This window comes from Citrobacter sp. RHB35-C17, assembly GCF_013816795.1.
GTDB lineage: Bacteria > Pseudomonadota > Gammaproteobacteria > Enterobacterales > Enterobacteriaceae > Citrobacter_A > Citrobacter_A amalonaticus.
Window position 1 is genome coordinate 1301632 of the sequence record NZ_CP057150.1, and the last position, 21953, is coordinate 1323584.

The following is a 21953-nucleotide window of genomic DNA, read 5'->3' on the forward strand; positions in this document are numbered from 1 at the left end:
TGCCGGATGGCGGCTAACGCCTTATCCGGTCGACAACATACCTGAGCCGTGCCGGATAAAACGTTTTGCGTCGTATCCGGCAATTCAATGCTTCCGGTACCACCACAGCATCCCCATCAGCAGTACACCCGGCAACCACACCCACAGTAACTCGGAAATAATGACCTGATGCCCGTACGGCGTGGTGTAGCGCGACAGGGCAAACGGCGCGACTTTTATCACCTGCCATGGTGCGAAAAAGCGCTCGTCCGACCACGGCCACAGCCAGCCAACTCCTTTGCCGCCGGTAGTGATTGCGTCCAGCAGACTGTGCGACAGCAGCGAAACCGTCAAAAACAACCAGCAGCGCATTAACCCGGCTTTAAACCATCGCCGCCCCATCCACACGCAGAGCAGCGGAACCACCAACGCAAACAGTAGCGAATGGGTAAACCCTCGGTGTCCGAACACGTTCCCGTAGGACACGCCGAGTTTGAATGAAAGGACGTCGGCATCCGGTAGCATTGCCAGCGCGATCCCGGCAAACAGTAAACGTGGAGGAATGACTTTCAGTCCCAGACCCAGCCCAAGGCAAATCGGGACGGCGGCGTGCGTGATAACGGTAGGCATTGTCATTATCCCTGGCAAATCATAGCAATATAGCAGTGGCAAGCGGGGAGAGGAGGCGGGTGAATTCCGAATTTATGCCGATTCGCGCACGACCAGTTGACCGGAAAGGGTAATGCGCTGGATTTGTAGCGCCGGCTCTTTCAGTTTGCGCATCATAAGGACTGCCGCCTGGCGTCCGGTCTCTTCACTGGCGGATGAAACATAGGTCAATGACGGCGAGGTCAGATTCACGTGGAGCATGTCTTCGAACCCAATCAGGGCAACCTGTTGCGTGAGGAAAACATCTTTCCCGACCGTGCGCCCAACCTGATGAATGCCGGAGAACGAGCCAATCATCGCGGCGGGAGAATGGCAAAGCAGGGCGGTGAAGGTGTTGTTTTTTTCCAGTAACTGGCGTGTGGCGAGCCCCGCCGCCTGAGTGTCGTCACTACAGGCTGGTGCGGACTCTTCGCGATACACCAGGCCGTTCTGCGTCATCGCGCTGCGAAAACCCAGCAGTCGTTGCTCACGAATGTGGCAGCCTTCCTGACCGCCGATATAGGCGATATTACGGTGCCCGCGCTCGATGAGGTAGCGGGTCGCCAGATTCGCGGCCTGGCGATTATCGCGCATCACCAGATCGCATTTGTCTTCCAGCAGCGACTGAGACACCACCACCAGCGGTAGCGGGCAGTGGCGGATTTTCTCTGGCAATGTTGAGGCGCGATTATCAGAGGCGAGGTAAATCACCCCGGCGACGCCCTGTTGCTTAAACGACAGCAGACAGCGCTCCAGGTGATCGCCATCGTTAAGCGGTTGGCCGAGAAAAACCATAAAACCGTTTTTTTCCAGTTCCTGAACAATGCTTGCCATTACCTTGATGGAAAAGCTGTCGCTAAAATCGCGCAGGATCAGGCCGATCAAATTAGAGGTGTTAGCGCGAAGATTCGCCGCGGCGATGTTATGGACATAGCCAAGCGTATTGATGGCGGCATGAACCTTCTCAATGGTTGCCTCTGAGATTTTCCCTTTCTGGCGTAGCACCAGCGAAACGGTTGAGACCGAAACGCCCGCCAGCTTTGCCACATCAATAATGCTGACTTTCTTCAAAATCGCTCCCTGAAAATTATCGGTTATCAGCCTGATACAACAACGTCTCCCAGCGTACAGGAGACGTGTCACTCAGACATCTTATTATTTGCCGATCATCGTGGACATGGTCTGGGCGATAAACTGTGCTCTGGCACCGAAAATCACCTGGATACCGTTGTCGCCGACAAAGACCACGCCGCGCGCGCCGAGGCCGTTGAGACCGTCTTTATCGACCACGTCGCTTTTCGCCACTTCCAGACGCAGACGGGTGATGCAGGAGCCGACGGAGTCGATATTTTGCGCACCGCCCAGCAGGCCGATGATTTCAGTGGCAATTTCCGTATCCGTCTTGTCGTTGGCATTGGCGGTCACTTCGGTTCGACCTGGCGTTTTGATATCGAAACGGCGAATGACAAAGCGGAAGGTAAAGTAGTAAATCAGCGCCATCGGCACACCGATGATAATGGCGTTCAGGAAGTTGGTCTGATAACCATTGAAGGACGGCAGAATGCCAAACGACAGGTAGTCGATGAAACCGGCGGAGAACGATTTGGCAATATGCGCATGCAGCAGGTACATGGTCATATAGGCCAGACCCGCCATCACGGCGTTGAAGACGTACAGAATCGGTGCCACGAAGATAAAGGTGAACTCAACCGGCTCGGTGATCCCTGTCAGGAAGCAGGTGAGCGCCGCCGAGAACAGAATACCGGCGGCAATTTTCTTATTCTTCGTGTGTGCTTCGTGATACATCGCCAGACATGCCGCAGGCAGCGCGAACAGCATCAGCGGGAACTCGCCCTGCATAAACTTACCGGCGTTTTGATAGGTATCGCTACTGAAGGATTTGACCCCTTCCTCCAGCATTTTGAACCAGATGGTCTGATCGCCGTGGATCACCTGGCCGGCCTGAGTGGTGTAATCCCCAAAGGAATACCAGAAAGAGGGATACCAGATGTGATGTAAACCGAGCGGGATCAGCGCGCGTTCAACCAGGCCAAAGATAAAGGTTGAGACCGCCTGATTATCGCCGTTAACCACCACCGAGAGCGCATCGATACCGGACTGAATATGTTGCCAGACGTAGGGCAGCAGCAGACCGAGTACGAAGGAGAGAAACGCGGTGGCGATGGCCACAAAACGTTTACCAGAGAAGAAACCGAGGAATTCCGGCAACTGCATGGTGTGAAAGCGGTTGTAACACCAGGCGGCGAGAATACCGCAGATCAGACCGCCAAAGACGCCCATCTGCAGGGTCGGAATTCCGACCACCATCGCGTATTTGCCGCCCTGGGAGGCCATCTCCGGCGTGATGCTCAGCACCGTACTGATGGTGATATTGGTGACAAACACGGAGACCGCCGCCGACAGCGCGGCAATACCCGATTCTGAAGCGAGACCGACGGCAGAGCCGATAGCAAACAACATCGGCAGGTTATCAAAGATAACGCCGCCTGCGTTCATCATCAGCGGCAGATGGAATTTATCCCCGAAGGCCAGCAGCAGGCCCGCAGCAGGAAGTAGTGAAATTGGCAGCATTAAAGCGCGACCAATCATTGATAATTTAGACAACGATTTAACAAACCCTGATATCAGACTCATGCTGATTCCCCCGAGTAGCGTTTTTATTGACGCTGTTATTGTAAGTAGAACGTTATAGTAGAACGTTCTACTTATCGTGATGAAGGCGTGGATTTTGCGCAACTGAAATTTCACGCTTCATCAAATGAAATCGCGATTCTTTGAAGTTGATCGATAATTAACCGCTATGGTCGTAGGGTGACAGGGGAGGAGAAGGGGAGCCTCAACCCGACATCTCCGAAGGAGAGATCGGGTTGAGGTGTCAGAGCGCTCAGGCTGTTACGGTGATGGTCTGTCCGGCAAAACTCACGGTTTGGCCGGCCACGATTTTACAGCGCTTGCGGGTTTCTACCGCGCCGTCAACTTTTACCTGACCTTCGGCAATCGCCATTTTCGCCTGGGCGCCGCTTTCACTCCAGCCTTCCAGTTTCAGCAAATCGCACAGTTCAACGTGAGGATGCTTGCCTAAAGAAAAGGTTGCCATATTAATTGTCCTGAGGATCGTGATATTCAACGCACGCCTGTAGCGTGTTTTCGATAAGTGTGGCGACCGTCATTGGCCCCACTCCGCCCGGTACGGGCGTAATGTACGAGGCACGTGCGGCAGCGTCTTCAAATACCACGTCGCCGACGACTTTGCCATTTTCCAGACGGTTGATGCCGACATCAACCACGATCGCGCCTTCTTTGATCCACTCACCTGGAATAAAGCCCGGTTTCCCGACGGCAACGATCAGCAGATCGGCATGCTCAACGTGATGACGCAGATTTTTGGTGAAACGGTGGGTCACCGTAGTGGTACAACCGGCCAGTAGCAGTTCCATACTCATGGGACGACCCACGATGTTAGAGGCACCGATCACGACCGCATTCAGACCATAGAGATCGATGTTGTAACGTTCGAGCAGGGTGACAATCCCGCGCGGCGTGCAGGGGCGTAAACGCGGGGCGCGCTGGCACAGGCGACCGACGTTGTAAGGATGGAAACCGTCCACGTCTTTATCCGGATCAATTCGTTCCAGCACTTTGACATTATCGATGCCTGCCGGAAGTGGCAACTGCACCAGAATACCGTCGATAGTGTTGTCGGCGTTGAGCGTATCAATCAGCTCAAGCAGTTCCGCCTCGCTGGTGGTTTCCGGCAGGTCATACGAGCGGGAGACGAATCCCACTTCGTCACAGGCTTTACGCTTGCTTGCCACATAAATCTGCGAAGCCGGGTTGCTGCCTACCAGCACTACCGCCAGGCCAGGAGCTCGACGCCCGGCCTCAATACGCGCCTGAACTTTTTGAGCAACCTCAGAGCGCACCTGCTGCGCAATCGTTTTACCGTCAATAATCTTTGCTGCCATCAGAGAGAGGATTCCATCTGTTACTTCACGTCAAAGGGGATGGCGCTATTTTGTCAGAAGTGAAGGCGGTTGTCAGTTACCGCTTACTATTGGCGTTGTTTTAGAGGGTTATCTGAAGGGGATTTGCCCTGCAAACAGACGGGATGCTCATAACTCAAGCAGTTGAGAGGAAAGCCATTGACCGCTAAGGTTGTGAACGTATAATACCGACCAGTTTTGTATCACCCGCATTGCTGTTCAATGCTCCCTTAGCTCAGCTGGATAGAGCAACGGCCTTCTAAGCCGTCGGTCACAGGTTCGAATCCTGTAGGGGGCGCCATTAGAAATCAACGATTTAACCATTTCCGCTAGCCTCCATATTTCCCTCGTGGGACATATTTGGGACATCATCGTTAAAAATCGAGTCAATTTGCTTCGCATGTTCGGTCAGATGATTAGGCGCGAGGTGGGCATACCGACGCACCATTTCTATCGACTCCCAGCCCCCCATCTCCTGAAGAACAGACAACGGTACACCTGACTGAATAAGCCAACTTGCCCATGTATGCCTCAGGTCGTGGAACCGGAAATCTTCAATCCCCGCTCTCTTGCATGCCGATTTCCATGCACGACCATCATCGACTCTCATTTTCCTGACTGCCGGCGTGACAGAACCATCAGGCCTTCTTCCTACTTTTGTGTGTACGAACACAAACTTATGATGATTGCCTATCTGATCTCGCAGAACCTTACATGCGGTATCATTCAGCGCTACGCCAATAGCCCTGTTTGATTTGCTGTCTTCCGGGTTAACCCATGCTACCCGGCGCTGCATGTCTATTTGCTGCCACTCCAGATTGATGATGTTCGAGCGCCTTAAACCCGTTGCCAGCGCAAACTTAACGACAGACTTTAACGGCTCCGGGCATTCATCAATCAGCCTTTTTGCTTCATCCTTCTCCAGCCATCTCACTCGCTTATTTCGCACTGCCGGTATCTTGATGACAGGTGCTTTCTCCAGCCACTTCCAGTCGCGTTCTGCCGCTCTCATAATGGCTTTCATCAATGCAAGATGTTTGGCTTTGGTAGAGGTTGTGACAGGCTTAGCGACATACTCCGGTTCTGGATTTCCTTTCTTCCTGGCTGCTGACACCTTTGCCTTCCATATCTCCAGATGACTCCGGTTATGCATCCTACTGACTGCTGAGTAAATCCTTGCCTCAGTAATATCCTTCAGTCTCACTCCTTCAAATTGCTCAAGCCAGAATCCCATCCGGCCTTTATCTGTATCGAGCGATTTCTTATCTGATTTCTCTTCAATCCAGCGTAAACATGCTTCCTCAAAAGTCACATCAGGAAAGTCACCGAGTCTGTCTACTCGCCAGAGTTCGGCTTTTCGCTTGTCGTGCAACTCCTGCGCTTGCCGTTTGTCCGCTGTGCCAAGAGATTCCTTAATTCGCTTCCCGCCCGGGAGCGAGTACGAGGCGTACCATATTTCACCTCTGCGGAAGAGTGACATTGTATTTCCTCTGTTATGCCATCACCCGCGCTCACGGCGACAGTATGCAACGGCGATCTGAGTGCCGCAATGCAGGCCTGCCTGGTTGTGAGGTAAGGGGATTTAGGTTTTGATGGGTCTTTACGTGTAGCTTGTAGCCTTCCTGAACGGATCCAGTTTGTTGCGGTTGGTCTGGATATGCCGAGCAGGGCGCATGCTTCATCGAGGGTAGTTTCGGCATACTCGGTAGCCATTTCTGTCCGCTTTTCTTTTTGCTGCCAAAGGAGGTCACTCTCAATTTTTTCTTTCAACAGTTGCGCTGCTACCACCTGCACCGATTCTGGCAATTCATAAAACTTCATACTCACCTCTCTTATTGATTTACCGCCAGCCCCTCGCAAAGGGCTGCTGGTAAACCTGCATCCGACATTGTCCGCCGCTTGCCCGTCGTGCCATTTGATGAACCTACCCCCATGAGGGCTGGGAATCGCCGGGGAACTGAGTTATGCGAATCTCTTCGCTCAACCTCGGATGCAATTTCTGATTTGTTAAAAAGCAGGCGACTTGCTGTCCGCCGCTGGCTAACTTCGCTCAGCTGTCGATGTTTCGTTTCGATGAGCTAACAATAGCTAAAGCGATTATTTGAGTCAATCGCCAAAACGATATTCATCATCGATAAAGTGATAATTAATTGAAAGTTAAAGCGATATTTTTTTAAGGAGAGAGTGAAAAAAGTGATGCTGGTAGTGTTTGATGAGATGGGAGGGGAATCAAAGCGTCTTCATAGGGGCAATAAAAAACCCGCCGGAGCGGGTTGTTGTTATCCTTGTTTCGGGGTCGTGTAACCTTCAAGGTTGAATTTAAATTGTTTTGGTCCTGCCTGATAGAAATCAGCCTCGATAATGAGCTTCTTGTGGTTGGGTATGCTTTTGATAAAGCCGTTGGACTGATCAAAGAAAATGACATCTGAGCGACCACTCTCAGCAGGACTCATTTTATACTTGTGAATTTTGTCATTATCGAACTTAACTGAAATCTCGCAACCATTATAAGAGTTGCAACTAAATTGACCCTTGCTTATCAATAATATTGCTTCATTAGGTTTAAGATCTTCTGCTTTTTGGTCACCCTTCAATTCAGTTTTTGGGGACCGAAGAACTAAAGTCATCGTAGATCCTCCATTGTAAGGGAAATCAAACTCTACAGAGTTGTCGGAGTCAGTTTGCAGAAATTTTGTTGCTGTTCCGCGCATTTCATCGTTGTCGTAAGAGGCGATCCACTCTGCCGAAAAAGTCGTAGTAGAGACAAGTAAAGAGCCTGCAAATACTATTTTTATCCATTTCATTATAGAGCCATCCACTTTGAAAATTGTATGAAACATCCTAACCAGAAATAGCTAATCCGCAATGGAAAAAACTGATAAGTTGCTCTCAATTCAATAGACGCAAAAACCATAATACGTGTTTATGCGAAGCGTTTGTAATCTATTGATTGCCTGAGTAGGACCTTTGCCATTACATAGAACGAGTCCTCGTCTCCGGCTTCGACGTACCATTTTTCGTAAATCGGGTTATCTGAGATAACTGCCAGGCGGTCACGCTGCATCTGTAGGCGCTTGACGTGCAGAGTCTTCCCGAAGACAAAGACATATACCCCATCACCATCAAAATGCGTTACTCCGGTGTCAACGAAGATCTGATCGCCAGGCGAAATGGTGCCGTCCATGCTGTCGCCGTTAACCGTGATGACTTTGACGTGAGTAGCTGGCCTGTTACCGAACAAGGCGCGGGCCTGTTCAGTCGTGTATTCGATGGCTCGGATAGTTTCAATGAAGTCGCTGGTGACAATGGTCCCTGGCCCAGCGCTGGCTTTAACGTCGAGTACATCCACGCGGTAAATCCCATTCAGTGACGGCTTAACCTGGTATAGCGCAGTCGTTTCTCTTGCGCCACTGGAAGCCATTTCCCCTTCACCAGTAGACAGCCACTCCGGCCGCACACCCAGAACAGAGGCAATCTCAACAGTCTTACGAGAGCCGTTAGCTTCCTTGAGTAGCTTATTGACGCTGGACTGAGCCATGCCGACATCTTTGGCTAATCGGCCCTGTGTATATCCAGCATGTTTCATTGCCTGCGCCAGGCGCTCCGAGAATCCCATATTCACCTCTATTAATGACTCCCTTAACTCTATCGCTCAAGCGATTATTTAGCAAAAAATCGCCTATGCGATTGACATTCACTAAAGTGATAACCATAATCGCTTTAAACTGATAGCTGAGGTGATTATGAAGACCCCAACAGTAGAGAAGAACTCCGCAGTAGAGAAAGCGATCGCCATCGCTGGCAGCCAGAAAGAACTGGCAAAACGCTGCGGCAAAGCCCAGTCCACTATCTGTGACTGGCTTAACGGAAAGAAACGCATCTCCCCGGTTCACGTTCCTGAACTGGTGAAAGCGGTTGGTGGTGAAATCCAGGCTCACGAATTCCGCCCAGACCTGCCGTCCATCTTTCCACACCCTGACAACCATGCCGCTTAACGGCGGCCCTAACCACGAAAGGGAAAGCAATGCATTCACTTGCGTATCAACACAATACCGGAAGCCGGTCTGCGCGAACAGAACCGACTTTCAGGTGGAATTAACTGGATCAATTCACAGGAGCAATTATGGCAAACACTGCCGAAGTAATCAATTTCCCTGTGCCTGACGTGGCACCTAAGGAGCCGCGCGTGGCAGATCTCGACGACGGGTTTACGCGCATCGCTAATGAATTACTGGAGGCTGTCATGCGGGCTGGATTGTCTCAGCATCAGTTGCTGGTCTTCATGGCTGTAATGCGCAAAACATATGGTTTCAACAAAAAAACTGATTGGGTCAGTAACGACCAGTTATCTGTCCTTACCGGCATTCTTCCGCACAAATGCTCTGCCGCGAAAAGTACGTTAGTTAAGCGCAGAGTGTTTACCCAAATCGGGCGATCTGTCGGAATTAACAAAGCGGTCAGTGAATGGGTGAAATTACCCAAATCAGGCAATAAAAATAAATCTTACCTGAAAGAGGTAAATTTACCTGAATCAGGTAAGAAATGTTTACCCAAATCAGGTAACGACACTTACCCAAATCAGGTAAACACAAAAGACAAACATACAAAAGACAATAAAGACAATATTAATAACCCCCCTAAATCCCCCAAACCGGCTTCGTTCGATCCGGCTGGTGTTGAGCTTCCTGAATGGCTTTCAGTATCAGTCTGGAGGTCATGGGTCGATTACCGTCGTGACCTGAAAAAACCGATCAAGTCTCAACTGACGGTTCAGAGCATGGACACCATACGGAGAGCAGGCCGATGCCATAGGTTTTCGCAATGGCGCATCCTGTCTCATTGAGGCTAAATGCTCGCGGTCTGACCTGCTGGCTGACCGTAAAAAGCCATTCCGCATCAATCCAGAAAAAGGTATGGGCGACTGGCGATTCATGATTAGCGAGCCGGGTATCGTAAATCTGGAAGACTTGCCGCCGGGTTGGGGGTTGCTTCACGTTGTCAAAGGTCGGGTATCCGAAGCGTGATGATGCAAGCCGACGAATCGATGTCCCGTATGACGGTTACGAAATCAAGGTGATCACGCATCCGCACTTCGGCGACAAACCGGTAAAGGTCTTCGCGATTAAGGTGAATATCAATGGCTAAATCCCCAGCAGAGCGCAAAGCTGCGCATAAGTGAAGATATTCAACAATGATCAAGGCTCCTCAGAGCCTTTTGTTTTATGCTTAGTAAAAATTATGCTAGCGGTGGACTTCATGGCGAAAAAGATGAGTTGGCAAGCGAAGCAGCGAGCAGAAGATTTGATGTTAGCCAACAGAAAACCAAAAAACAGAAAAGAAGCGCAAAAGCAACTAGAGGCAAAATTAAGGCTTTATGGGATGCATCAGGTCGAGCCTGTTAGATATATGGATGGCATTACGATGAAAACAGAGTGGAAATAAAATGTCTGGTAACAATATTGCCGCAAAGAGCCAGGAAGATCGTGACAAGGTTAATGTTGACCTTGCCGCTTCTGGTGTCGCGTACAAAGAACGCCTGAATATGCCCGTAATCGCTGAGCAGGTGGCTCGTGAGCAGCCTGAACACCTGAGAGAGTATTTCATGGAGCGTGTCCGGTACTACCGGGAGAAAAGCTTACAACTTCCTAAATCAAATGATCCGAGATACGTTGAAATGGCAGACCAAAACGCCAAAAAATAGGAGGCAATATGGGAAGAGGAATTTGCCCAGACTGTGGCTCTGGTAAAGAAAGCAGAGAAACAGGACCGAATGGAAGCACAGGCGACTGGAAGTGCGACGATTGCGGCTATGCAAACATGCCTGAAGCATTTAAACAGCCTGAGAAAGAAGACGAGCTTTCCGACGAGAGTAACTAAGCTCCCACCTTTGATTTTCCATAATCAATAAGCCATAATCTAACCATCGTCGGCCTGAACACCCGGCGACGGGGTTGCGCTAAACGGGGACGTTTATGCGCACACAAAATCTGAAGTCACTTCTCCAGTCACAGATGCAGAAATGCACCTGCGATTTTCTGCATTCTGCGTTACCTCCAGGAGGTGGCGCATGAAACAGCAATTTCACCTCGTCAATGATGCCATCAAGCAAAACGCCATCAACTACATCCGCCAGTTGCCGGTGGATCCGAAGCGCCCACTGATTCTCGACATCAATGAGATGACGCGCACTCTGGATCAGAACCGCAAGATGTGGCCGCTTCTGAAAGACCTCTCAGACCAGGTAACCTGGTTCGGCAACAAGTACGACTCTGACGACTGGAAAGACCTGATCACCGCGATGGTCGCCAAGGCTAAAAAACAAGAGCAGAGAATGGCGCCTGGTCTTGACGGCGGCGTTGTGATGTTCGGTCAGCGTACAAGTAAGATGACCGTTCGGCAGATGGTTGAAGTCATCGAGGCTATCTACTGGTTTGGTACGCAGCAGGGCGTGAAGTTCAGCGAGAAATCCCGCCTCGAAATCGAATGGGCGAAACAGTGGGGTGAGCAGCATGGCTAACCTCATCAATCGCGTCATGAATGGCGGCATCTACAAAGTACCGGTACGCAGCAAGCGGAAGCCGGAACTGAGCCCGTCAGAAATACCCACTTTCAAAGACTACACATCTCGCCTGGTGGATCAGAAATGGCTGCGTCTCGCGGCGAGGAGAAAATCTGCATGAGCATGTATCAACGCATTAATGGCGCTGACTGGCGCAATATCTTCGTCGTCGGCGATCTGCATGGCTGCTACACGCTACTGATGAACAAACTGGAAAAGGTATCATTCGACCCTGCGCGTGATTTGCTGATCTCCGTGGGTGACCTTGTTGACCGCGGTGCGGAAAACGTTGAGTGCCTGGATCTGATTACTATGCCGTGGTTCCGGTCGGTGCGCGGAAACCATGAGCAGATGATGATTGATGGCCTTTCAGAATACGGAAACGTCAATCACTGGCTGGTCAATGGAGGCGGTTGGTTCTTCAATCTCGACTATGACAAAGAGGTGCTGGCTAAAGCTCTGGTACGCATAGCCGCTGAATTGCCGCTGGTCATAGAACTGGTGACAGTCGATAAAAAATACGTCATTTGCCATGCCGACTATCCACACGACGAATACGAATTCGACAAGCCAGCTGATCCCCAACAAGTTATCTGGAACCGCGAGCGCATCTCCGACTCTCAGGACGGCCTGGCAAGAGAAATCAAAGGCGCCGATATGTTTATCTTCGGACACACCCCAGCGAGCCAGTCCCTGAAGTATGCAAATCAGATGTACATCGATACCGGTGCCGTGTTCTGCGGAAATCTCACGCTGGTACAGGTTCAAGGTGGTGCCCATGCGTAAACCATCCCGCCGTAAGTGCAAAGTATGCGGTGAATACTTCGTGCCGAAATTCCACGACATCCGGATCCGGTGGTGCAGCCCGGAGCATGGCGCAATCCTCGCGATGGAGGAGCGCGAAAAGGAGAAGGTGAAAGCTGCGGCTAAACGCATTAAGGAACGTAAAGAGAAAGAGCGCGCGGAGCGCCGGGATCTGAAAGCAAGAAAAGTGGCGCTAAAAACGAAACCGCAGTGGAGAGCTGAAGCGCAGACGGCTTTCAATCGGTACGTCCGTCTGAGGGATGCTGGTAAGCCGTGCATCAGCTGCGGCAGGCTGCCGGAGCAGAAGTTTGGCGGAACCATGGACTGCGGCCACTACCGCACCCGCGGCGCAGCGGCGCACCTGGCTTTCAACCTTCACAACACCGCTGCCCAGTGTGTCTATTGCAACCGGGATCGGGACGGCGCGCAAAAGGCATTTGAACAGGGCCTTATTGAGCGCATCGGTGCCGAAAAAGTCGAGGCGATAAACAACGATAACTCTGTCCGCCGGTTCGACATCCCATACCTGCAGCGCATCAAATCCATTTTCACCCGTAAAGCTCGTTCGCTGGAAAAACGCCGGGCTCATCGACAGGAGGCATCATGAGCACCCATAACACTCTCGCTTTACTCAACTGGTATCGCTCAAAGCATGTTGCCGCGGTAAAGACTCCCGCAGGAATTGTCTTCATGGGGACGCGTAACATCACAGCCGAGCAGCGAAGGACGCTTCTTGCAATCCCGCAGATTGACCTAGAAGCCGCTCTGAGGATTCAACAATGACCCGTGACCAGATTGTCAGATACCAGGTCGAAAGCGTTCAGCGCGCAAACCTGCCGCCAGTAGCAAAGCACAGCCAGACCGAAACCAATCAGCCACAGAAGGAAGCCGCCTAATGAATACTCAATATCTGCAATACGTCCGTGAGCAGCTCATTGTGGCAACTGCCGATCTGAGTGGTGCCACCAAAGGTCAGTTGTTGGCCTGGCTGGAAAATGCCCAGTTCGATACAAAGACCTTTAAGCGCAAAAAGCCGCGCGTGATGGATGAGGTGACCGGCGAAATGGTTACCCTGGATAACCCGCCTATCCCGGGCAAGCAGTCACGCGCAAAGGGCTCCCATATCCCTCTGGTCAATCATGTTGAGTTCTGTACCGCTTCATGGCGCCGGGCCCTGATGTCACTTGATGAGCACCAGAAAGCATGGCTGCTGTGGAACTACAGCGAAAATATCCGCTTTGAGTACCAGGTGGCGATCACCCAATGGTCCTGGGCAGTGTTCCGGGAGCAACTCGGCGCGAAGAAGGTGTCCGGCAAAACGATGGAGCGGCTGAAGAAGCTGATATGGCTGGCGGCGCAGGACGTGAAAGCGGAACTGGCAGGGAGGGATACCTACGAATACCAGAAACTGGCAGAACTGGCGGGCGTAGCGAAATCGACCTGGACGGAAACGTATCTGCCTCACTGGCTGGCAATGCGTGACACCTTTAAGCGACTTGATAGTGGTGCGCTAATCTCCGTAACGCGATCACGTTCACAACAAAAGACGACAAATTTAGATGTAAGTCTTGCAAAACCGAACTGAAACGCATATATTTTATGTAAATCTGATATCGTCGCCATAGCCTCGTAGGTCGACAAAGAATTAAGAGCCTCGCCATCGTGCGGGGCTTTTGCATTTAGATGGTATATTTGTAGAGTGCCAAAATTACAGGGGGTAATATGGGCTTCTACTATGTGTACCAATACAAGCCGAAAAGCATGCCAACAGGTAAGCATTTGAATGTGTCAGATGAATTTTTATGTCGAGATAAGGCGAAATTAGCAAGATCGAAACATATGATTGATGACCCGGATTGTGTCTTCTCAGAAATTATTGAGGCAAATACAGAAAAAGAAGTGCTTCAAAAAGTCTCAATAGCTTCGCTTAATCGGCTTTGATCCACTTCATCTGACAATAACAGTTTTACTTCCTTAAGGTCGCTTCGGCGGCCTTTTTCTATTTCAGGCCCAGGGAATCATCATCGACATGCCTCGTTGTTAAATCCAGCCCGAGGGCCTGACTCTTTCATAACACACAGCGCCATCCGTCATTAACGGAGGTGAGGCCTATGAAAATGCCATACAAACAAGATTTCATCGCTGCGCTACTTGCCGCCAAGGAGCAGGGTATTGGCGCAATGCTGGCTTTTATCATGGCGTACCTGCGTGGTCGCTATAACGGCGGCGCGGTAACCAAAACGCTAATTGATGCGCTGATGTGCGCGATGATTGCCTGGTTCGTTCGTGACCTTCTGGACTTTATCGGCCTGAGCAGCAACCTCGCCTACATAGCCAGCGTCTTTATTGGATACATCGGCACCGATTCGATCGGCAATCTGATTAAAAAATTCGCAGCCAAAAAGGCGGGAGTTGACGATGCAAACCAGTCCTGACGGCATTGCACTGATAAAAAAATTCGAAGGTTGTCGGCTGACTGCCTATCCAGACCCGGGGACGGGTGGTGCGCCATGGACGATAGGCTATGGCTGGACTCACCCGGTAGACGGCAAACCAGTAAAGCCAGGAATGACGATTGACCAGGACACTGCTGACCGACTGCTAAAAACGGGGCTGGTGAGTTATGAAAACGACATACTGAAGCTGCTAAGAGTGAAACTGACACAAGGCCAGTTTGATGCGCTGGTATCGTTCGCTTACAACATCGGATCGCGTGCACTATCAACATCCACGCTGTTGAAGAAGCTGAACGCTGGCGACATCAAAGGCGCTGCTGATGAGTTTCTGCGCTGGAATAAGGCTGGCGGCAAGGTATTGAATGGGCTGACACGTCGGCGTGAGGCGGAGCGCGCTCTGTTCCTGTCGTGATTGGCTCGCTGCTAAGGCGTTACTGGGTGCAAATAGCAGTAGTGGCGCTGATAGCTGTGATGGCATTAATTGTGCGCCACTATAGACAGAACGCATTGGATTATAAGGACCAGCGCGATAAAGCGACGGTTCGGGCCGACACATCGGAGGCGATCACCAACAACGTGATCACCACAATGAACCTCATCCGTGACATCTCACAGGCTACCCAGAATGCAAAGAACGAGCTGGCAAAAAAAGGCGAGACGCGCATTGTCTACATCAGGCAGGCGCTTGAAGGCGATCCGTGCGCTAACCAGCTTGTTCCTTCTGCCGCTGCTGACAGCCTGCGGGAGTACGCAGACAGTTTACGTTCCGGCCCCAGTGGCGCCGATAAGCGCTGACCTGACCGCAGACACACCGATCCCCGGAATGGCGGTCCCGTTCACGTGGCAGGCAAGTCTGGAGTTAAACGCTCAGCTCTACACGGCTCTGGGGCAGTGCAATCTTGATAAAGCGGCCATACGCAAAATCGAATCCTCCCGACAAGGAAAGAATGCTCAACCCCAATAAGGCGGTGATCTGCATCTTGCTGACGGGTAAGCCGTAAGTGGCTAAGCACTTCTGAGAAGCAGGGCAATAGCTGCGACAAGGTAAAGAGGTAATCATGCCAGGCATCTACCAAATCACCCTCACGACCCAAACAGGCGAAACCTTCACAGGAAAGATGACCAGGAGTCAGCCGGAGCTGGTTAATGGCTTTGTGCCGCTTGCTACCGAGACGGGCGAGTGGCTGTATTTCGCTCCTGCTGATGTGAAGCGCGTGCAGTTCACGCCAGTACCGGCAGAGCAGGACAACCAGTCATAGAAGAAAATGAGTAAAGGAAGGAAATGCGAAAGGCCTACCGTATGATAGGCCGAAACCTCAGTCTTTCATGAACTTATCGCGACGGTAATCGTCATAATCACTTTGTTCGCGACAGTCTTCGCAGACTAAGCCGCCATGCTCCCAAGTATGCTCATAAGCTTCATTAAGCTCTGCGCCTTCAAGAACCTTTCCGCAACCGTTGTGATGTCCACCAGGATCGGTATAACCCTCACAACCATGACTCATAAACGGTTGTAATACTTTCTTTTGTGCCGGCGATAAAGTTGCATATCCTTTGTCGATAGCAAGCTTAGCAATGCCTGATACTTTGCCATCTTCATTATGGAAAACATCATGCTTTAACAGTGTTTCGAGCAAGTTCTCTTCAATACCCATAGTTCCTCCTTATGAAAACTCTTCAATAATCGACTAAAAGTAGGAATTATTGAGTGATTTTGAGTAAATCATGAGGAGCAAATCACATTTAAATAGCGATCGAATGAACGGAGTAAGATATGGATAACGACGATGAGCACAGACCATATCCTCCAGTTAACTTCATCGACTCCGGAAATTGGCAGCCATACACCAGGCTGATCCCCGCTAACGAAGTGCATGAGTGGATAAATCGCCAAATCCTCAGTGATACCGGCAGCATCCATAACCCTGACCACGAACACCTGTTAGAGGCTGACCTCTGCTTCATGTGGGCGTCTGACTCATTTGCGAAGAAAGGGCGCTACGTTCTCGGTCAGGCCGAGCAGGTAATGCTACGCACCGGTGGTTGGCAGAAAGCCAGAATGGAACAGCAGATGTATGAATGGTTCGGGCGAATCCCGAAGTTCATCATCACGCTGGCAGCCGACTACTGCTCACAATGCAGTGACCTTGAATTCTGCGCACTGGTAGAGCATGAGCTTTACCACATTGCCCAGGCTACCGACGACTATGGCGCGCCTAAGTTCAACAAAGAGACCGGATACCCTCCCATCACGCCCAAGTGCCAGCGGTCCAGACCGTCAGAACTCCACTGCGCGATATCGCCACCCAGTTGCAGCACATAGCGGTTGCTCTGGGTTTTCAGTTGACCGTCACCTGCACTTGAACGTTCGTGACCGCCAACGTGGCGCATCCACAGGCTGGTGACGCTGTCATCACCGTTACGCAGCGCGTTGGTGTACTGCGGTTCACCCAGACGGTCGTGCAGACGGTGGTTAAACAGGGTGTTCGCCGCCGCGATGTTGCTGATATAGCTACCTGCTTCCGGGCGCAGCGCGTCCGGGGCGGTCGGATCGACTACCGGCGGTTCCTGCGCGGGTACTGCGCCATTCCATTTGCTGGTCAGATACCAGTTCTTCGCCGTTGCATTGGTACCTTTCGCCAGCGTATAGACATAGGCCCCGGCTTCAACGGTACCGTTCTCTAACGCAAAGTCACCGGCTGAGTTGCCATCTACATGCACCAGTTCGCCGGCATTTCCCACTGTCATGTCCGCCGTGTTCAGCACCGAGCCCGTGCCGTCTACCGTGAGGGTTCCCGAGCTTCCGGCTGAAAAACCAACCGTACTCGTGCCGCCCGTGACTGTGCCGCCATTACTGATGGTGAGATCTCCCGTCCCTCCAGTGGTACTGCCCACAATAATATTGCCGGCATCTGCATAAGGATTAGCCTGGGTGACGGTCAGAGTAGGGGTACCCAGACTGCTGTCCACGACCAGGTCAGCAAAAGAGGTACCAGGCAGGGCCATCAATACCAGTAGAGGCAGCACACGGAATCGTGAAGGAAGACGGTGGGCAAAGGAGATATTGTTTAAACAAATAACAGTGGGGGCTGTCTGGCTTACGGATGATACCTGCTGTTTTCCACTCACCAGTTCAGAACAGACCTGAAAGACCCGCAGTGTGCTGTTCCAGATAACACGATAAATTTTGTTCATTGCAGCCACCTCTTATACTGTGCCAAAACTGACTACACAGGTATCTGCTCTGTCACTGCCCTGAGCTTTCCCTGTACTCCCACGCATGACTGGCGCAGTATTTTTTTCTGTCCGGATGAGATTTTTAATTCTTCCAGTGCAATTCTCAGGTACGAAAATCCGATCCCGAGAATTATTAAAACTATGAATCTTCGGTTGTTCCATACTCTATGCTCGTGGTTAATTTGTTATATTTGTTATACAGGTGAGTTATCTTTTTTGCGTAGGAGCGATAAAAGGCTCCCGAGCCCCATAATTTATGAAGCATGAAAAGAAAAATCTTAGCGTGGGTAGTTATATCACCTGTTACCAGCCTCAAGATTTTGATGAGGGTGTAATGTATTGATATTACTTTATCTGGCTGACACCTGATGAGTGCCTGACTGGCAAATATAACTACTCATTGAGTATTGCAATTTGCTTGCAAACTGCATTTTTAAGAATGGTTTACATTTCTACGGCCTCTGTAAAATAAAACAACAAAGGAATCAATAAGAATATATACGACAGATATTTTCTCTGACAGATTATGATACCATTACTCGAATAAGTAATAATGGTTTAAAAAACGTCCCTTTGCAATTCCCCAATTCCAGTTTTGCACTGTACTAAAAGAGAGTCAAGAAGAGCTAAAATGTTAGAAATGTAATATTAATGCTACTGGATAAACCTGTTATATATATTCCTGGTGGTCGTTTTAAATGAGGGGCGTCTTTTCAGGAAACATCACTCACTTGCTCTTTTGGGGTTGAGATATTTGCATCTGACAATAAGAATATTACAAACATTAGATGAGGCTGGAAGTAGTCACCCGAGAGCACAATTTGCTAAAAAGTAATGGTCGTGGTTTGTAATTTTAATTTAAGTGATTGTATATAATGATATTTTTCTAAGTTGTTGTTATGAATTAATAATCTCAATTTTTATATCATGTAAAAAACACAACTTTATGATTGTATTATTCTTTTTTTGTTTTTTCGTTAGATGTGAAAATTTGTTAAAAAAACAGTGTTACGAGAGGGGGGCAGCCGTAATTCGTAATCTGACCGGGTAAATTTTATAAAATTCAGATTTTTCTTTCTGAACAATAACCTGATAAAGGGGGACGTATCAGTAAATTAGACTTATGCCATGCCCATTTTTTTGTGTATTAAGCGTTTCTCATTGTTTCGTGTCTCTGCAACACAGAACATTTCCATCCCGTTAGATAAATGGATGGATCATCAAGTCAGAAACCTCGGACAAAAAAGCTGGTGCGGTTCACCGGATCCCGTTCTTTGCAGGCCAGCAGCACACGTCCGAATCCGCGCGAGAGGGAGATAATCCCTATTGCAACCAGAAAGGGTGAAGCCTAAGAACGGCCAAGGGATTCAATATCCTGCAACAGCGTGTCGAGCGTGGCGCGCTCTGTGAAAGGTTCTGGCACGCCTGCAGGTGCTGTCAGCCCAACCCTGTTATGCCAGTACGTGGGCAACCCCACTTTTTGCGTCCCAAGCATGTCATAAGCAGAGCCTGCGACAAATAAGCCTCGACAGGAACAAGGCCTGTATTACGCAACGCCAGACGATACGGCTCAGGATGCGGCTTGTAAAAATCAGCCTGTTCGGAAGTCACGACGACATCGAAGGGAACGCCGACAAGATCCGCAGCAATTCGTCTGAGGCGCCGAACAGTTAGTGACCACACTTAATCCCATCAGCTCAGAATAGACCCTGTTAACCGATTACACTGACGTGATTTGCTCCACCAGCATTGAACGCATCATCACCGGACGTAATGCTGCGCTGAGCCTGACAGAAATCCTTATTCATCAGCTCAGTGATATTTTTGCACTCACCGACAGCATTGGCGGGGGCAACGCGAATGAATGACGACTGCGCACATTACCTTTAAGCGGTCAGAACTTGTTGAAAAACTGAATGACATTTTCACTAAGCATTATCCGGGGATACTGGTAGCGCGATAGTTCATCGTTACCATAACCGGGCTCGAAATCACGGGTGTTTTTAGCGAAATACGATTGTGGGCTTCGGCGTTTTTCGAACTGCTAAAAATGCTCTAATAACAATGGTTATATGGCCTGTATTCGAATCCGGTAGGATCTCAGACCCACTCTTTCGGTAAACTCAACGTAAACCGGGTCACGTTTACATCCGACGTCACCGACACTTTTCCGTGGTGTGCGGTCACAATCGATTTCACGATCGCCAGTCCGATGCCGCTGCCTTCGCCTTTACGCTGGCGGGATGGATCCACGCGATAAAAGCGATCAAACAACCGTGGTAAATGTTCGGCAGGGATAGGTGTTCCCGGGTTTTCAATGATGATGTGCACCTGTTCGTCCGCCTCTGTCAGCCGGACGGTAATGCTCTGGCCCAATGGCGTGTAGCGCATCGCGTTGGAGAGGAGATTGCTGATCGCCCGGCGCAGCATACCTGAATCGCCGGATACCAGGCATGGACGCCCTTCAAAATGCAACCCGACTTCCCGTTCTTCCGCCAGCGCCTCAAAAAAGTCGAATACTTTACTGACTTCATCCGCCAGATTGATCGTTTTTTTCTCCGGGATCAGCTGGTTGTTATCGGCCTGCGCCAGAAACAGCATATCGCTGACCATTTTCGCCATATGGCTAAATTCTTCGAGGTTGGAATAGAGCACCTCTTCCAGCTCCTTCTGGCTACGGGGCTGGCTGAGGACAATTTCTGTTTGCGTCACCAGGTTGGTGATAGGGGTACGGATCTCATGGGCAATATCAGCTGAAAAATTGGACTGGCGGGTAAAAACGTCTTCGATACGCTCGATCATGTGATTAAACGAGAGCACCAGCCGTTCCAGTTCAATAGGCACCGACCGGGGATCCAGTCGGACGTCGAGATCTTTCGAGGTGATGTTCTGAATCTGTCGGCTGACGCTACGGATCGGTTCGTGGCCTTTATACACGGCAAACAGCACGATAAAAATGATCAACATGCTGATGATCGAGGCGGTCATGATGAGCTTGTTTTTCAAATCGTTAATGTAATGCAGGTGAAAATCGATCGACAGCGCCAGATACAGGGTATAGGCCGGTTTTCCGTCGATCAGCGGTCCGACCGGCAGGCGGATCATGCGCCAGCTGGAATGGGTGCCGTGGCTTGCCATCTGCATCGATGGACCATTAATCAAATAGACGTTGCCGCCCGGAACGGTTTTATCCACCGTGGCGCGGGCAAGAAACTGGCGGATATCCGGCATATGAGGGGAATGAAAGAGCGCCTGCTGGTTAGCATCTTCCAGCGAAATAATGACGTTTGAGTAACCGGCTACCACGTTTTTCAGAATCTCCAGACGGCGGGATTCCGGCTCGTCGGAGGGGCTAAGGATACGTTCGAGGGTGGCGCTGATTTCGCTTAAGTCGTTGATGTCCTGTTCGGCAAAATGCACTTTTACCGACTGAATCATGATCCAGGCAAAGGCAAAAAAGGAGGCAATGGTCGCGAGGCTGATAAAAAAGGTCAGGCGCGTCGCCAGCGAAAAAGGGCGGGATAACCGCTTACTGACCATCTGGCACCTCAAGCACATATCCCACGCCACGCACGGTCTGAATCAGCTTAGGCTCAAAGTCGTTATCAATTTTGCCGCGCAGGCGCTTCACGGCCACGTCAATGGCGTTGGTATCGCTGTCAAAATTCATGTCCCACACCTGAGAGGCAATCAGCGAGCGGGGTAATACTTCTCCCTGGTGGCGCAGGAAAAACTCCAGCAGGGTAAATTCTTTGCTGGTGAGCGTGATGCGGGTACCGCTACGACTCACTTTGCGGCTCACCAGGTCAACGATCAGATCGGCCACCTGAAACTGGCTTTCGACGATTACCGCCGCCCCCCGGCGTAGCAGGGTTCTGACGCGCGCCAGCAGTTCGGCAAAGGCAAACGGCTTAACCAGATAATCATCCGCCCCTAATTCCAGCCCTTTTACCCGATGTTCAATGGTTCCCAACGCGGTAAGCAGCAGAATCGGCATGCCTTTATTCGCGGCACGCAGCATCCGGACGATATCCCAGCCGTTGACGTCGGGCAGCATGATATCAAGAACGAGCAGGTCGTAATCACCGGTCATCGCCAGGTGATAGCCGTTCAGACCGTTGTCAGCAAGATCGACAACAAAGCCCGCTTCCGTCAGTCCTTTGGTCAGGTATTCACCGGTTTTGTTCTCATCTTCGACGATCAAAATTTTCAACACATTCTCCTTCGCCACGCGACGGTCATGGGGCCTCTCAATTCTAGAGAAGC

At 50.6% G+C, this 21953-nt stretch carries 28 protein-coding genes, 1 tRNA gene and 5 pseudogenes; 20 read left to right on the forward strand and 14 right to left on the reverse strand.

The genetic code is table 11. From position 1 onward, the window contains the following. Positions 1-84: 84 nt before the first annotated feature. The 5 genes from HVZ37_RS06115 to folD all read right to left on the reverse strand — a co-directional run bounded on the left by HVZ37_RS06115 (position 85) and on the right by folD (position 4613). Positions 85-609, reverse strand: a complete 525-nt coding sequence (locus HVZ37_RS06115; RefSeq protein ID WP_044256702.1) for a metal-dependent hydrolase — start codon at positions 607-609, stop codon at positions 85-87. 72 nt (positions 610-681) lie between these two features. After that, complete coding sequence (gene malI / locus HVZ37_RS06120) at positions 682-1698, reverse strand: Mal regulon transcriptional regulator MalI (protein ID WP_043001516.1); 1017 nt, start codon at positions 1696-1698, stop codon at positions 682-684. Between the two features lie 84 nt (positions 1699-1782). After that, positions 1783-3282, reverse strand: a complete 1500-nt coding sequence (locus HVZ37_RS06125) for a PTS transporter subunit EIIC (RefSeq protein ID WP_043001515.1) — start codon at positions 3280-3282, stop codon at positions 1783-1785. A gap of 250 nt (positions 3283-3532) precedes the next feature. Beyond that, positions 3533-3745, reverse strand: coding sequence for a ribosome-associated protein YbcJ (gene ybcJ / locus HVZ37_RS06130; RefSeq protein ID WP_043001514.1), 213 nt, complete (start codon positions 3743-3745; stop codon positions 3533-3535). A 1-nt stretch (position 3746) separates the two neighbouring features. Then, positions 3747-4613: a bifunctional methylenetetrahydrofolate dehydrogenase/methenyltetrahydrofolate cyclohydrolase FolD gene (gene folD / locus HVZ37_RS06135; RefSeq protein ID WP_043001513.1), complete on the reverse strand. Its 867-nt coding sequence runs from the start codon at positions 4611-4613 to the stop codon at positions 3747-3749. 242 nt (positions 4614-4855) lie between these two features. Between folD and HVZ37_RS06140 the strand changes: the two genes are divergently transcribed. Beyond that, positions 4856-4932 (forward strand) — tRNA-Arg (locus HVZ37_RS06140). Positions 4933-4947: 15 nt separating this feature from the next. Here HVZ37_RS06140 and HVZ37_RS06145 read toward each other — a convergent pair. The 4 genes and pseudogenes from HVZ37_RS06145 to HVZ37_RS06160 all read right to left on the reverse strand — a co-directional run bounded on the left by HVZ37_RS06145 (position 4948) and on the right by HVZ37_RS06160 (position 8247). Next, positions 4948-6111 (reverse strand): site-specific integrase, encoded by a 1164-nt coding sequence (locus HVZ37_RS06145; protein WP_181628208.1) that lies wholly within the window; start codon positions 6109-6111, stop codon positions 4948-4950. 161 nt (positions 6112-6272) lie between these two features. Next, positions 6273-6452, reverse strand: a pseudogene (locus HVZ37_RS23260) (hypothetical protein); the annotation flags it as partial. 458 nt (positions 6453-6910) lie between these two features. Next, positions 6911-7435, reverse strand: coding sequence for a hypothetical protein (locus tag HVZ37_RS06155; RefSeq protein ID WP_131724057.1), 525 nt, complete (start codon positions 7433-7435; stop codon positions 6911-6913). Between the two features lie 119 nt (positions 7436-7554). Next, entirely contained in the window at positions 7555-8247 is a 693-nt protein-coding gene (locus tag HVZ37_RS06160; protein ID WP_046401538.1) for a helix-turn-helix transcriptional regulator, read from the reverse strand. Positions 8248-8374: 127 nt separating this feature from the next. Between HVZ37_RS06160 and HVZ37_RS06165 the strand changes: the two genes are divergently transcribed. The 16 genes and pseudogenes from HVZ37_RS06165 (at position 8375) to HVZ37_RS06240 (ending at position 15709) form a co-directional block, all read left to right on the forward strand. Then, positions 8375-8626: a helix-turn-helix domain-containing protein gene (locus tag HVZ37_RS06165; RefSeq protein WP_001514164.1), complete on the forward strand. Its 252-nt coding sequence runs from the start codon at positions 8375-8377 to the stop codon at positions 8624-8626. Between the two features lie 128 nt (positions 8627-8754). Then, on the forward strand, positions 8755-9474 hold the full coding sequence (locus HVZ37_RS06170; protein ID WP_249418380.1) for a replication protein: 720 nt from the start codon (positions 8755-8757) through the stop codon (positions 9472-9474). 164 nt (positions 9475-9638) lie between these two features. After that, positions 9639-9776: pseudogene (locus HVZ37_RS06175) on the forward strand (ASCH domain-containing protein); the annotation flags it as partial. A 30-nt stretch (positions 9777-9806) separates the two neighbouring features. Continuing rightward, complete coding sequence (locus tag HVZ37_RS06180; RefSeq protein WP_220132975.1) at positions 9807-10073, forward strand: hypothetical protein; 267 nt, start codon at positions 9807-9809, stop codon at positions 10071-10073. Position 10074: 1 nt separating this feature from the next. Further along, entirely contained in the window at positions 10075-10332 is a 258-nt protein-coding gene (locus HVZ37_RS06185) for a DNA polymerase III subunit theta (RefSeq protein ID WP_181628211.1), read from the forward strand. Positions 10333-10698: 366 nt separating this feature from the next. Beyond that, complete coding sequence (locus tag HVZ37_RS06190; RefSeq protein ID WP_181628212.1) at positions 10699-11148, forward strand: recombination protein NinB; 450 nt, start codon at positions 10699-10701, stop codon at positions 11146-11148. Next, the gene (locus HVZ37_RS06195; protein ID WP_181628213.1) at positions 11141-11311 is read left to right on the forward strand and encodes a NinE family protein; all 171 of its coding nucleotides are present in this window, start codon (positions 11141-11143) and stop codon (positions 11309-11311) included. The genes HVZ37_RS06190 and HVZ37_RS06195 overlap by 8 nt, the downstream gene beginning before the upstream one ends. Beyond that, complete coding sequence (locus tag HVZ37_RS06200; protein ID WP_181628214.1) at positions 11308-11976, forward strand: metallophosphoesterase; 669 nt, start codon at positions 11308-11310, stop codon at positions 11974-11976. The genes HVZ37_RS06195 and HVZ37_RS06200 overlap by 4 nt, the downstream gene beginning before the upstream one ends. Continuing rightward, positions 11969-12601: a recombination protein NinG gene (locus tag HVZ37_RS06205; protein ID WP_181628215.1), complete on the forward strand. Its 633-nt coding sequence runs from the start codon at positions 11969-11971 to the stop codon at positions 12599-12601. The genes HVZ37_RS06200 and HVZ37_RS06205 overlap by 8 nt, the downstream gene beginning before the upstream one ends. 172 nt (positions 12602-12773) lie before the next feature. Beyond that, positions 12774-12890 (forward strand): hypothetical protein, encoded by a 117-nt coding sequence (locus HVZ37_RS06210; protein WP_181628216.1) that lies wholly within the window; start codon positions 12774-12776, stop codon positions 12888-12890. Next, complete coding sequence (locus HVZ37_RS06215; protein WP_181628217.1) at positions 12890-13579, forward strand: bacteriophage antitermination protein Q; 690 nt, start codon at positions 12890-12892, stop codon at positions 13577-13579. The genes HVZ37_RS06210 and HVZ37_RS06215 overlap by 1 nt, the downstream gene beginning before the upstream one ends. Positions 13580-13716: 137 nt before the next feature. Continuing rightward, on the forward strand, positions 13717-13935 hold the full coding sequence (locus HVZ37_RS06220) for a hypothetical protein (protein ID WP_181628218.1): 219 nt from the start codon (positions 13717-13719) through the stop codon (positions 13933-13935). 170 nt (positions 13936-14105) lie between these two features. Further along, a complete protein-coding gene (locus HVZ37_RS06225) occupies positions 14106-14429 on the forward strand; it encodes a phage holin, lambda family (protein WP_090049330.1) in 324 nt (107 codons plus the stop codon). Continuing rightward, a complete protein-coding gene (locus HVZ37_RS06230; RefSeq protein ID WP_181628219.1) occupies positions 14413-14862 on the forward strand; it encodes a lysozyme in 450 nt (149 codons plus the stop codon). The genes HVZ37_RS06225 and HVZ37_RS06230 overlap by 17 nt, the downstream gene beginning before the upstream one ends. Continuing rightward, complete coding sequence (locus HVZ37_RS06235) at positions 14859-15245, forward strand: DUF2570 domain-containing protein (protein WP_181628220.1); 387 nt, start codon at positions 14859-14861, stop codon at positions 15243-15245. The genes HVZ37_RS06230 and HVZ37_RS06235 overlap by 4 nt, the downstream gene beginning before the upstream one ends. A gap of 263 nt (positions 15246-15508) precedes the next feature. Next, positions 15509-15709, forward strand: coding sequence for a hypothetical protein (locus tag HVZ37_RS06240; RefSeq protein ID WP_181628221.1), 201 nt, complete (start codon positions 15509-15511; stop codon positions 15707-15709). Positions 15710-15766: 57 nt separating this feature from the next. Here the strand turns inward: HVZ37_RS06240 and HVZ37_RS06245 are convergent, their stop codons facing one another. Then, positions 15767-16105, reverse strand: coding sequence for a hypothetical protein (locus HVZ37_RS06245; RefSeq protein ID WP_181628222.1), 339 nt, complete (start codon positions 16103-16105; stop codon positions 15767-15769). A gap of 119 nt (positions 16106-16224) precedes the next feature. Here HVZ37_RS06245 and HVZ37_RS06250 point away from each other — a divergent pair. Next, positions 16225-16689: pseudogene (locus tag HVZ37_RS06250) on the forward strand (putative metallopeptidase); the annotation flags it as partial. Here HVZ37_RS06250 and HVZ37_RS23070 read toward each other — a convergent pair. Both HVZ37_RS23070 and HVZ37_RS23075 read right to left on the reverse strand, forming a co-directional pair. Then, a pseudogene (locus HVZ37_RS23070) lies at positions 16689-17216 on the reverse strand (autotransporter outer membrane beta-barrel domain-containing protein); the annotation flags it as partial. The pseudogenes HVZ37_RS06250 and HVZ37_RS23070 overlap by 1 nt on opposite strands. 6 nt (positions 17217-17222) lie before the next feature. Next, positions 17223-17645, reverse strand: a pseudogene (locus HVZ37_RS23075) (ESPR domain-containing protein); the annotation flags it as partial. A 1772-nt stretch (positions 17646-19417) separates the two neighbouring features. Here HVZ37_RS23075 and HVZ37_RS06260 point away from each other — a divergent pair. Together HVZ37_RS06260 and HVZ37_RS23265 are read left to right on the forward strand one after the other, a co-directional pair. Further along, positions 19418-19555 (forward strand): hypothetical protein, encoded by a 138-nt coding sequence (locus tag HVZ37_RS06260; RefSeq protein ID WP_181628224.1) that lies wholly within the window; start codon positions 19418-19420, stop codon positions 19553-19555. After that, the gene (locus tag HVZ37_RS23265; protein ID WP_323135229.1) at positions 19552-19650 is read left to right on the forward strand and encodes a DUF4942 domain-containing protein; all 99 of its coding nucleotides are present in this window, start codon (positions 19552-19554) and stop codon (positions 19648-19650) included. The genes HVZ37_RS06260 and HVZ37_RS23265 overlap by 4 nt, the downstream gene beginning before the upstream one ends. A 137-nt stretch (positions 19651-19787) precedes the next feature. Here HVZ37_RS23265 and HVZ37_RS06265 read toward each other — a convergent pair whose 3' ends face one another. Both HVZ37_RS06265 and cusR read right to left on the reverse strand, forming a co-directional pair. Continuing rightward, positions 19788-21227, reverse strand: a complete 1440-nt coding sequence (locus HVZ37_RS06265) for a Cu(+)/Ag(+) sensor histidine kinase (RefSeq protein ID WP_181628225.1) — start codon at positions 21225-21227, stop codon at positions 19788-19790. Then, positions 21217-21900, reverse strand: a complete 684-nt coding sequence (gene cusR / locus HVZ37_RS06270) for a copper response regulator transcription factor CusR (protein ID WP_044269013.1) — start codon at positions 21898-21900, stop codon at positions 21217-21219. The genes HVZ37_RS06265 and cusR overlap by 11 nt, the downstream gene beginning before the upstream one ends. Positions 21901-21953: the final 53 nt, after the last annotated feature.

What these genes read in the sequence shown, in the direction of transcription:
- HVZ37_RS06155 (WP_131724057.1), bottom strand. Translation starts at nt 7,435, where the DNA reads ATGAAATGGATAAAAATAGTATTTGCAGGCTCTTTACTTGTCTCTACT.
- HVZ37_RS06195 (WP_181628213.1), top strand. Translation starts at nt 11,141, where the DNA reads ATGGCTAACCTCATCAATCGCGTCATGAATGGCGGCATCTACAAAGTA.
- HVZ37_RS06185 (WP_181628211.1), top strand. Translation starts at nt 10,075, where the DNA reads ATGTCTGGTAACAATATTGCCGCAAAGAGCCAGGAAGATCGTGACAAG.
- HVZ37_RS06205 (WP_181628215.1), top strand. Translation starts at nt 11,969, where the DNA reads ATGCGTAAACCATCCCGCCGTAAGTGCAAAGTATGCGGTGAATACTTC.
- HVZ37_RS06230 (WP_181628219.1), top strand. Translation starts at nt 14,413, where the DNA reads ATGCAAACCAGTCCTGACGGCATTGCACTGATAAAAAAATTCGAAGGT.
- HVZ37_RS06190 (WP_181628212.1), top strand. Translation starts at nt 10,699, where the DNA reads ATGAAACAGCAATTTCACCTCGTCAATGATGCCATCAAGCAAAACGCC.
- HVZ37_RS06245 (WP_181628222.1), bottom strand. Translation starts at nt 16,105, where the DNA reads ATGGGTATTGAAGAGAACTTGCTCGAAACACTGTTAAAGCATGATGTT.
- HVZ37_RS06220 (WP_181628218.1), top strand. Translation starts at nt 13,717, where the DNA reads ATGGGCTTCTACTATGTGTACCAATACAAGCCGAAAAGCATGCCAACA.
- HVZ37_RS06265 (WP_181628225.1), bottom strand. Translation starts at nt 21,227, where the DNA reads ATGGTCAGTAAGCGGTTATCCCGCCCTTTTTCGCTGGCGACGCGCCTG.
- folD (WP_043001513.1), bottom strand. Translation starts at nt 4,613, where the DNA reads ATGGCAGCAAAGATTATTGACGGTAAAACGATTGCGCAGCAGGTGCGC.
- HVZ37_RS06170 (WP_249418380.1), top strand. Translation starts at nt 8,755, where the DNA reads ATGGCAAACACTGCCGAAGTAATCAATTTCCCTGTGCCTGACGTGGCA.
- HVZ37_RS06160 (WP_046401538.1), bottom strand. Translation starts at nt 8,247, where the DNA reads ATGGGATTCTCGGAGCGCCTGGCGCAGGCAATGAAACATGCTGGATAT.
- HVZ37_RS06215 (WP_181628217.1), top strand. Translation starts at nt 12,890, where the DNA reads ATGAATACTCAATATCTGCAATACGTCCGTGAGCAGCTCATTGTGGCA.
- HVZ37_RS06240 (WP_181628221.1), top strand. Translation starts at nt 15,509, where the DNA reads ATGCCAGGCATCTACCAAATCACCCTCACGACCCAAACAGGCGAAACC.
- ybcJ (WP_043001514.1), bottom strand. Translation starts at nt 3,745, where the DNA reads ATGGCAACCTTTTCTTTAGGCAAGCATCCTCACGTTGAACTGTGCGAT.
- HVZ37_RS06145 (WP_181628208.1), bottom strand. Translation starts at nt 6,111, where the DNA reads ATGTCACTCTTCCGCAGAGGTGAAATATGGTACGCCTCGTACTCGCTC.
- HVZ37_RS06115 (WP_044256702.1), bottom strand. Translation starts at nt 609, where the DNA reads ATGCCTACCGTTATCACGCACGCCGCCGTCCCGATTTGCCTTGGGCTG.
- HVZ37_RS06225 (WP_090049330.1), top strand. Translation starts at nt 14,106, where the DNA reads ATGAAAATGCCATACAAACAAGATTTCATCGCTGCGCTACTTGCCGCC.
- HVZ37_RS06210 (WP_181628216.1), top strand. Translation starts at nt 12,774, where the DNA reads ATGACCCGTGACCAGATTGTCAGATACCAGGTCGAAAGCGTTCAGCGC.
- HVZ37_RS06200 (WP_181628214.1), top strand. Translation starts at nt 11,308, where the DNA reads ATGAGCATGTATCAACGCATTAATGGCGCTGACTGGCGCAATATCTTC.
- HVZ37_RS06165 (WP_001514164.1), top strand. Translation starts at nt 8,375, where the DNA reads ATGAAGACCCCAACAGTAGAGAAGAACTCCGCAGTAGAGAAAGCGATC.
- HVZ37_RS23265 (WP_323135229.1), top strand. Translation starts at nt 19,552, where the DNA reads ATGACGACTGCGCACATTACCTTTAAGCGGTCAGAACTTGTTGAAAAA.
- HVZ37_RS06125 (WP_043001515.1), bottom strand. Translation starts at nt 3,282, where the DNA reads ATGAGTCTGATATCAGGGTTTGTTAAATCGTTGTCTAAATTATCAATG.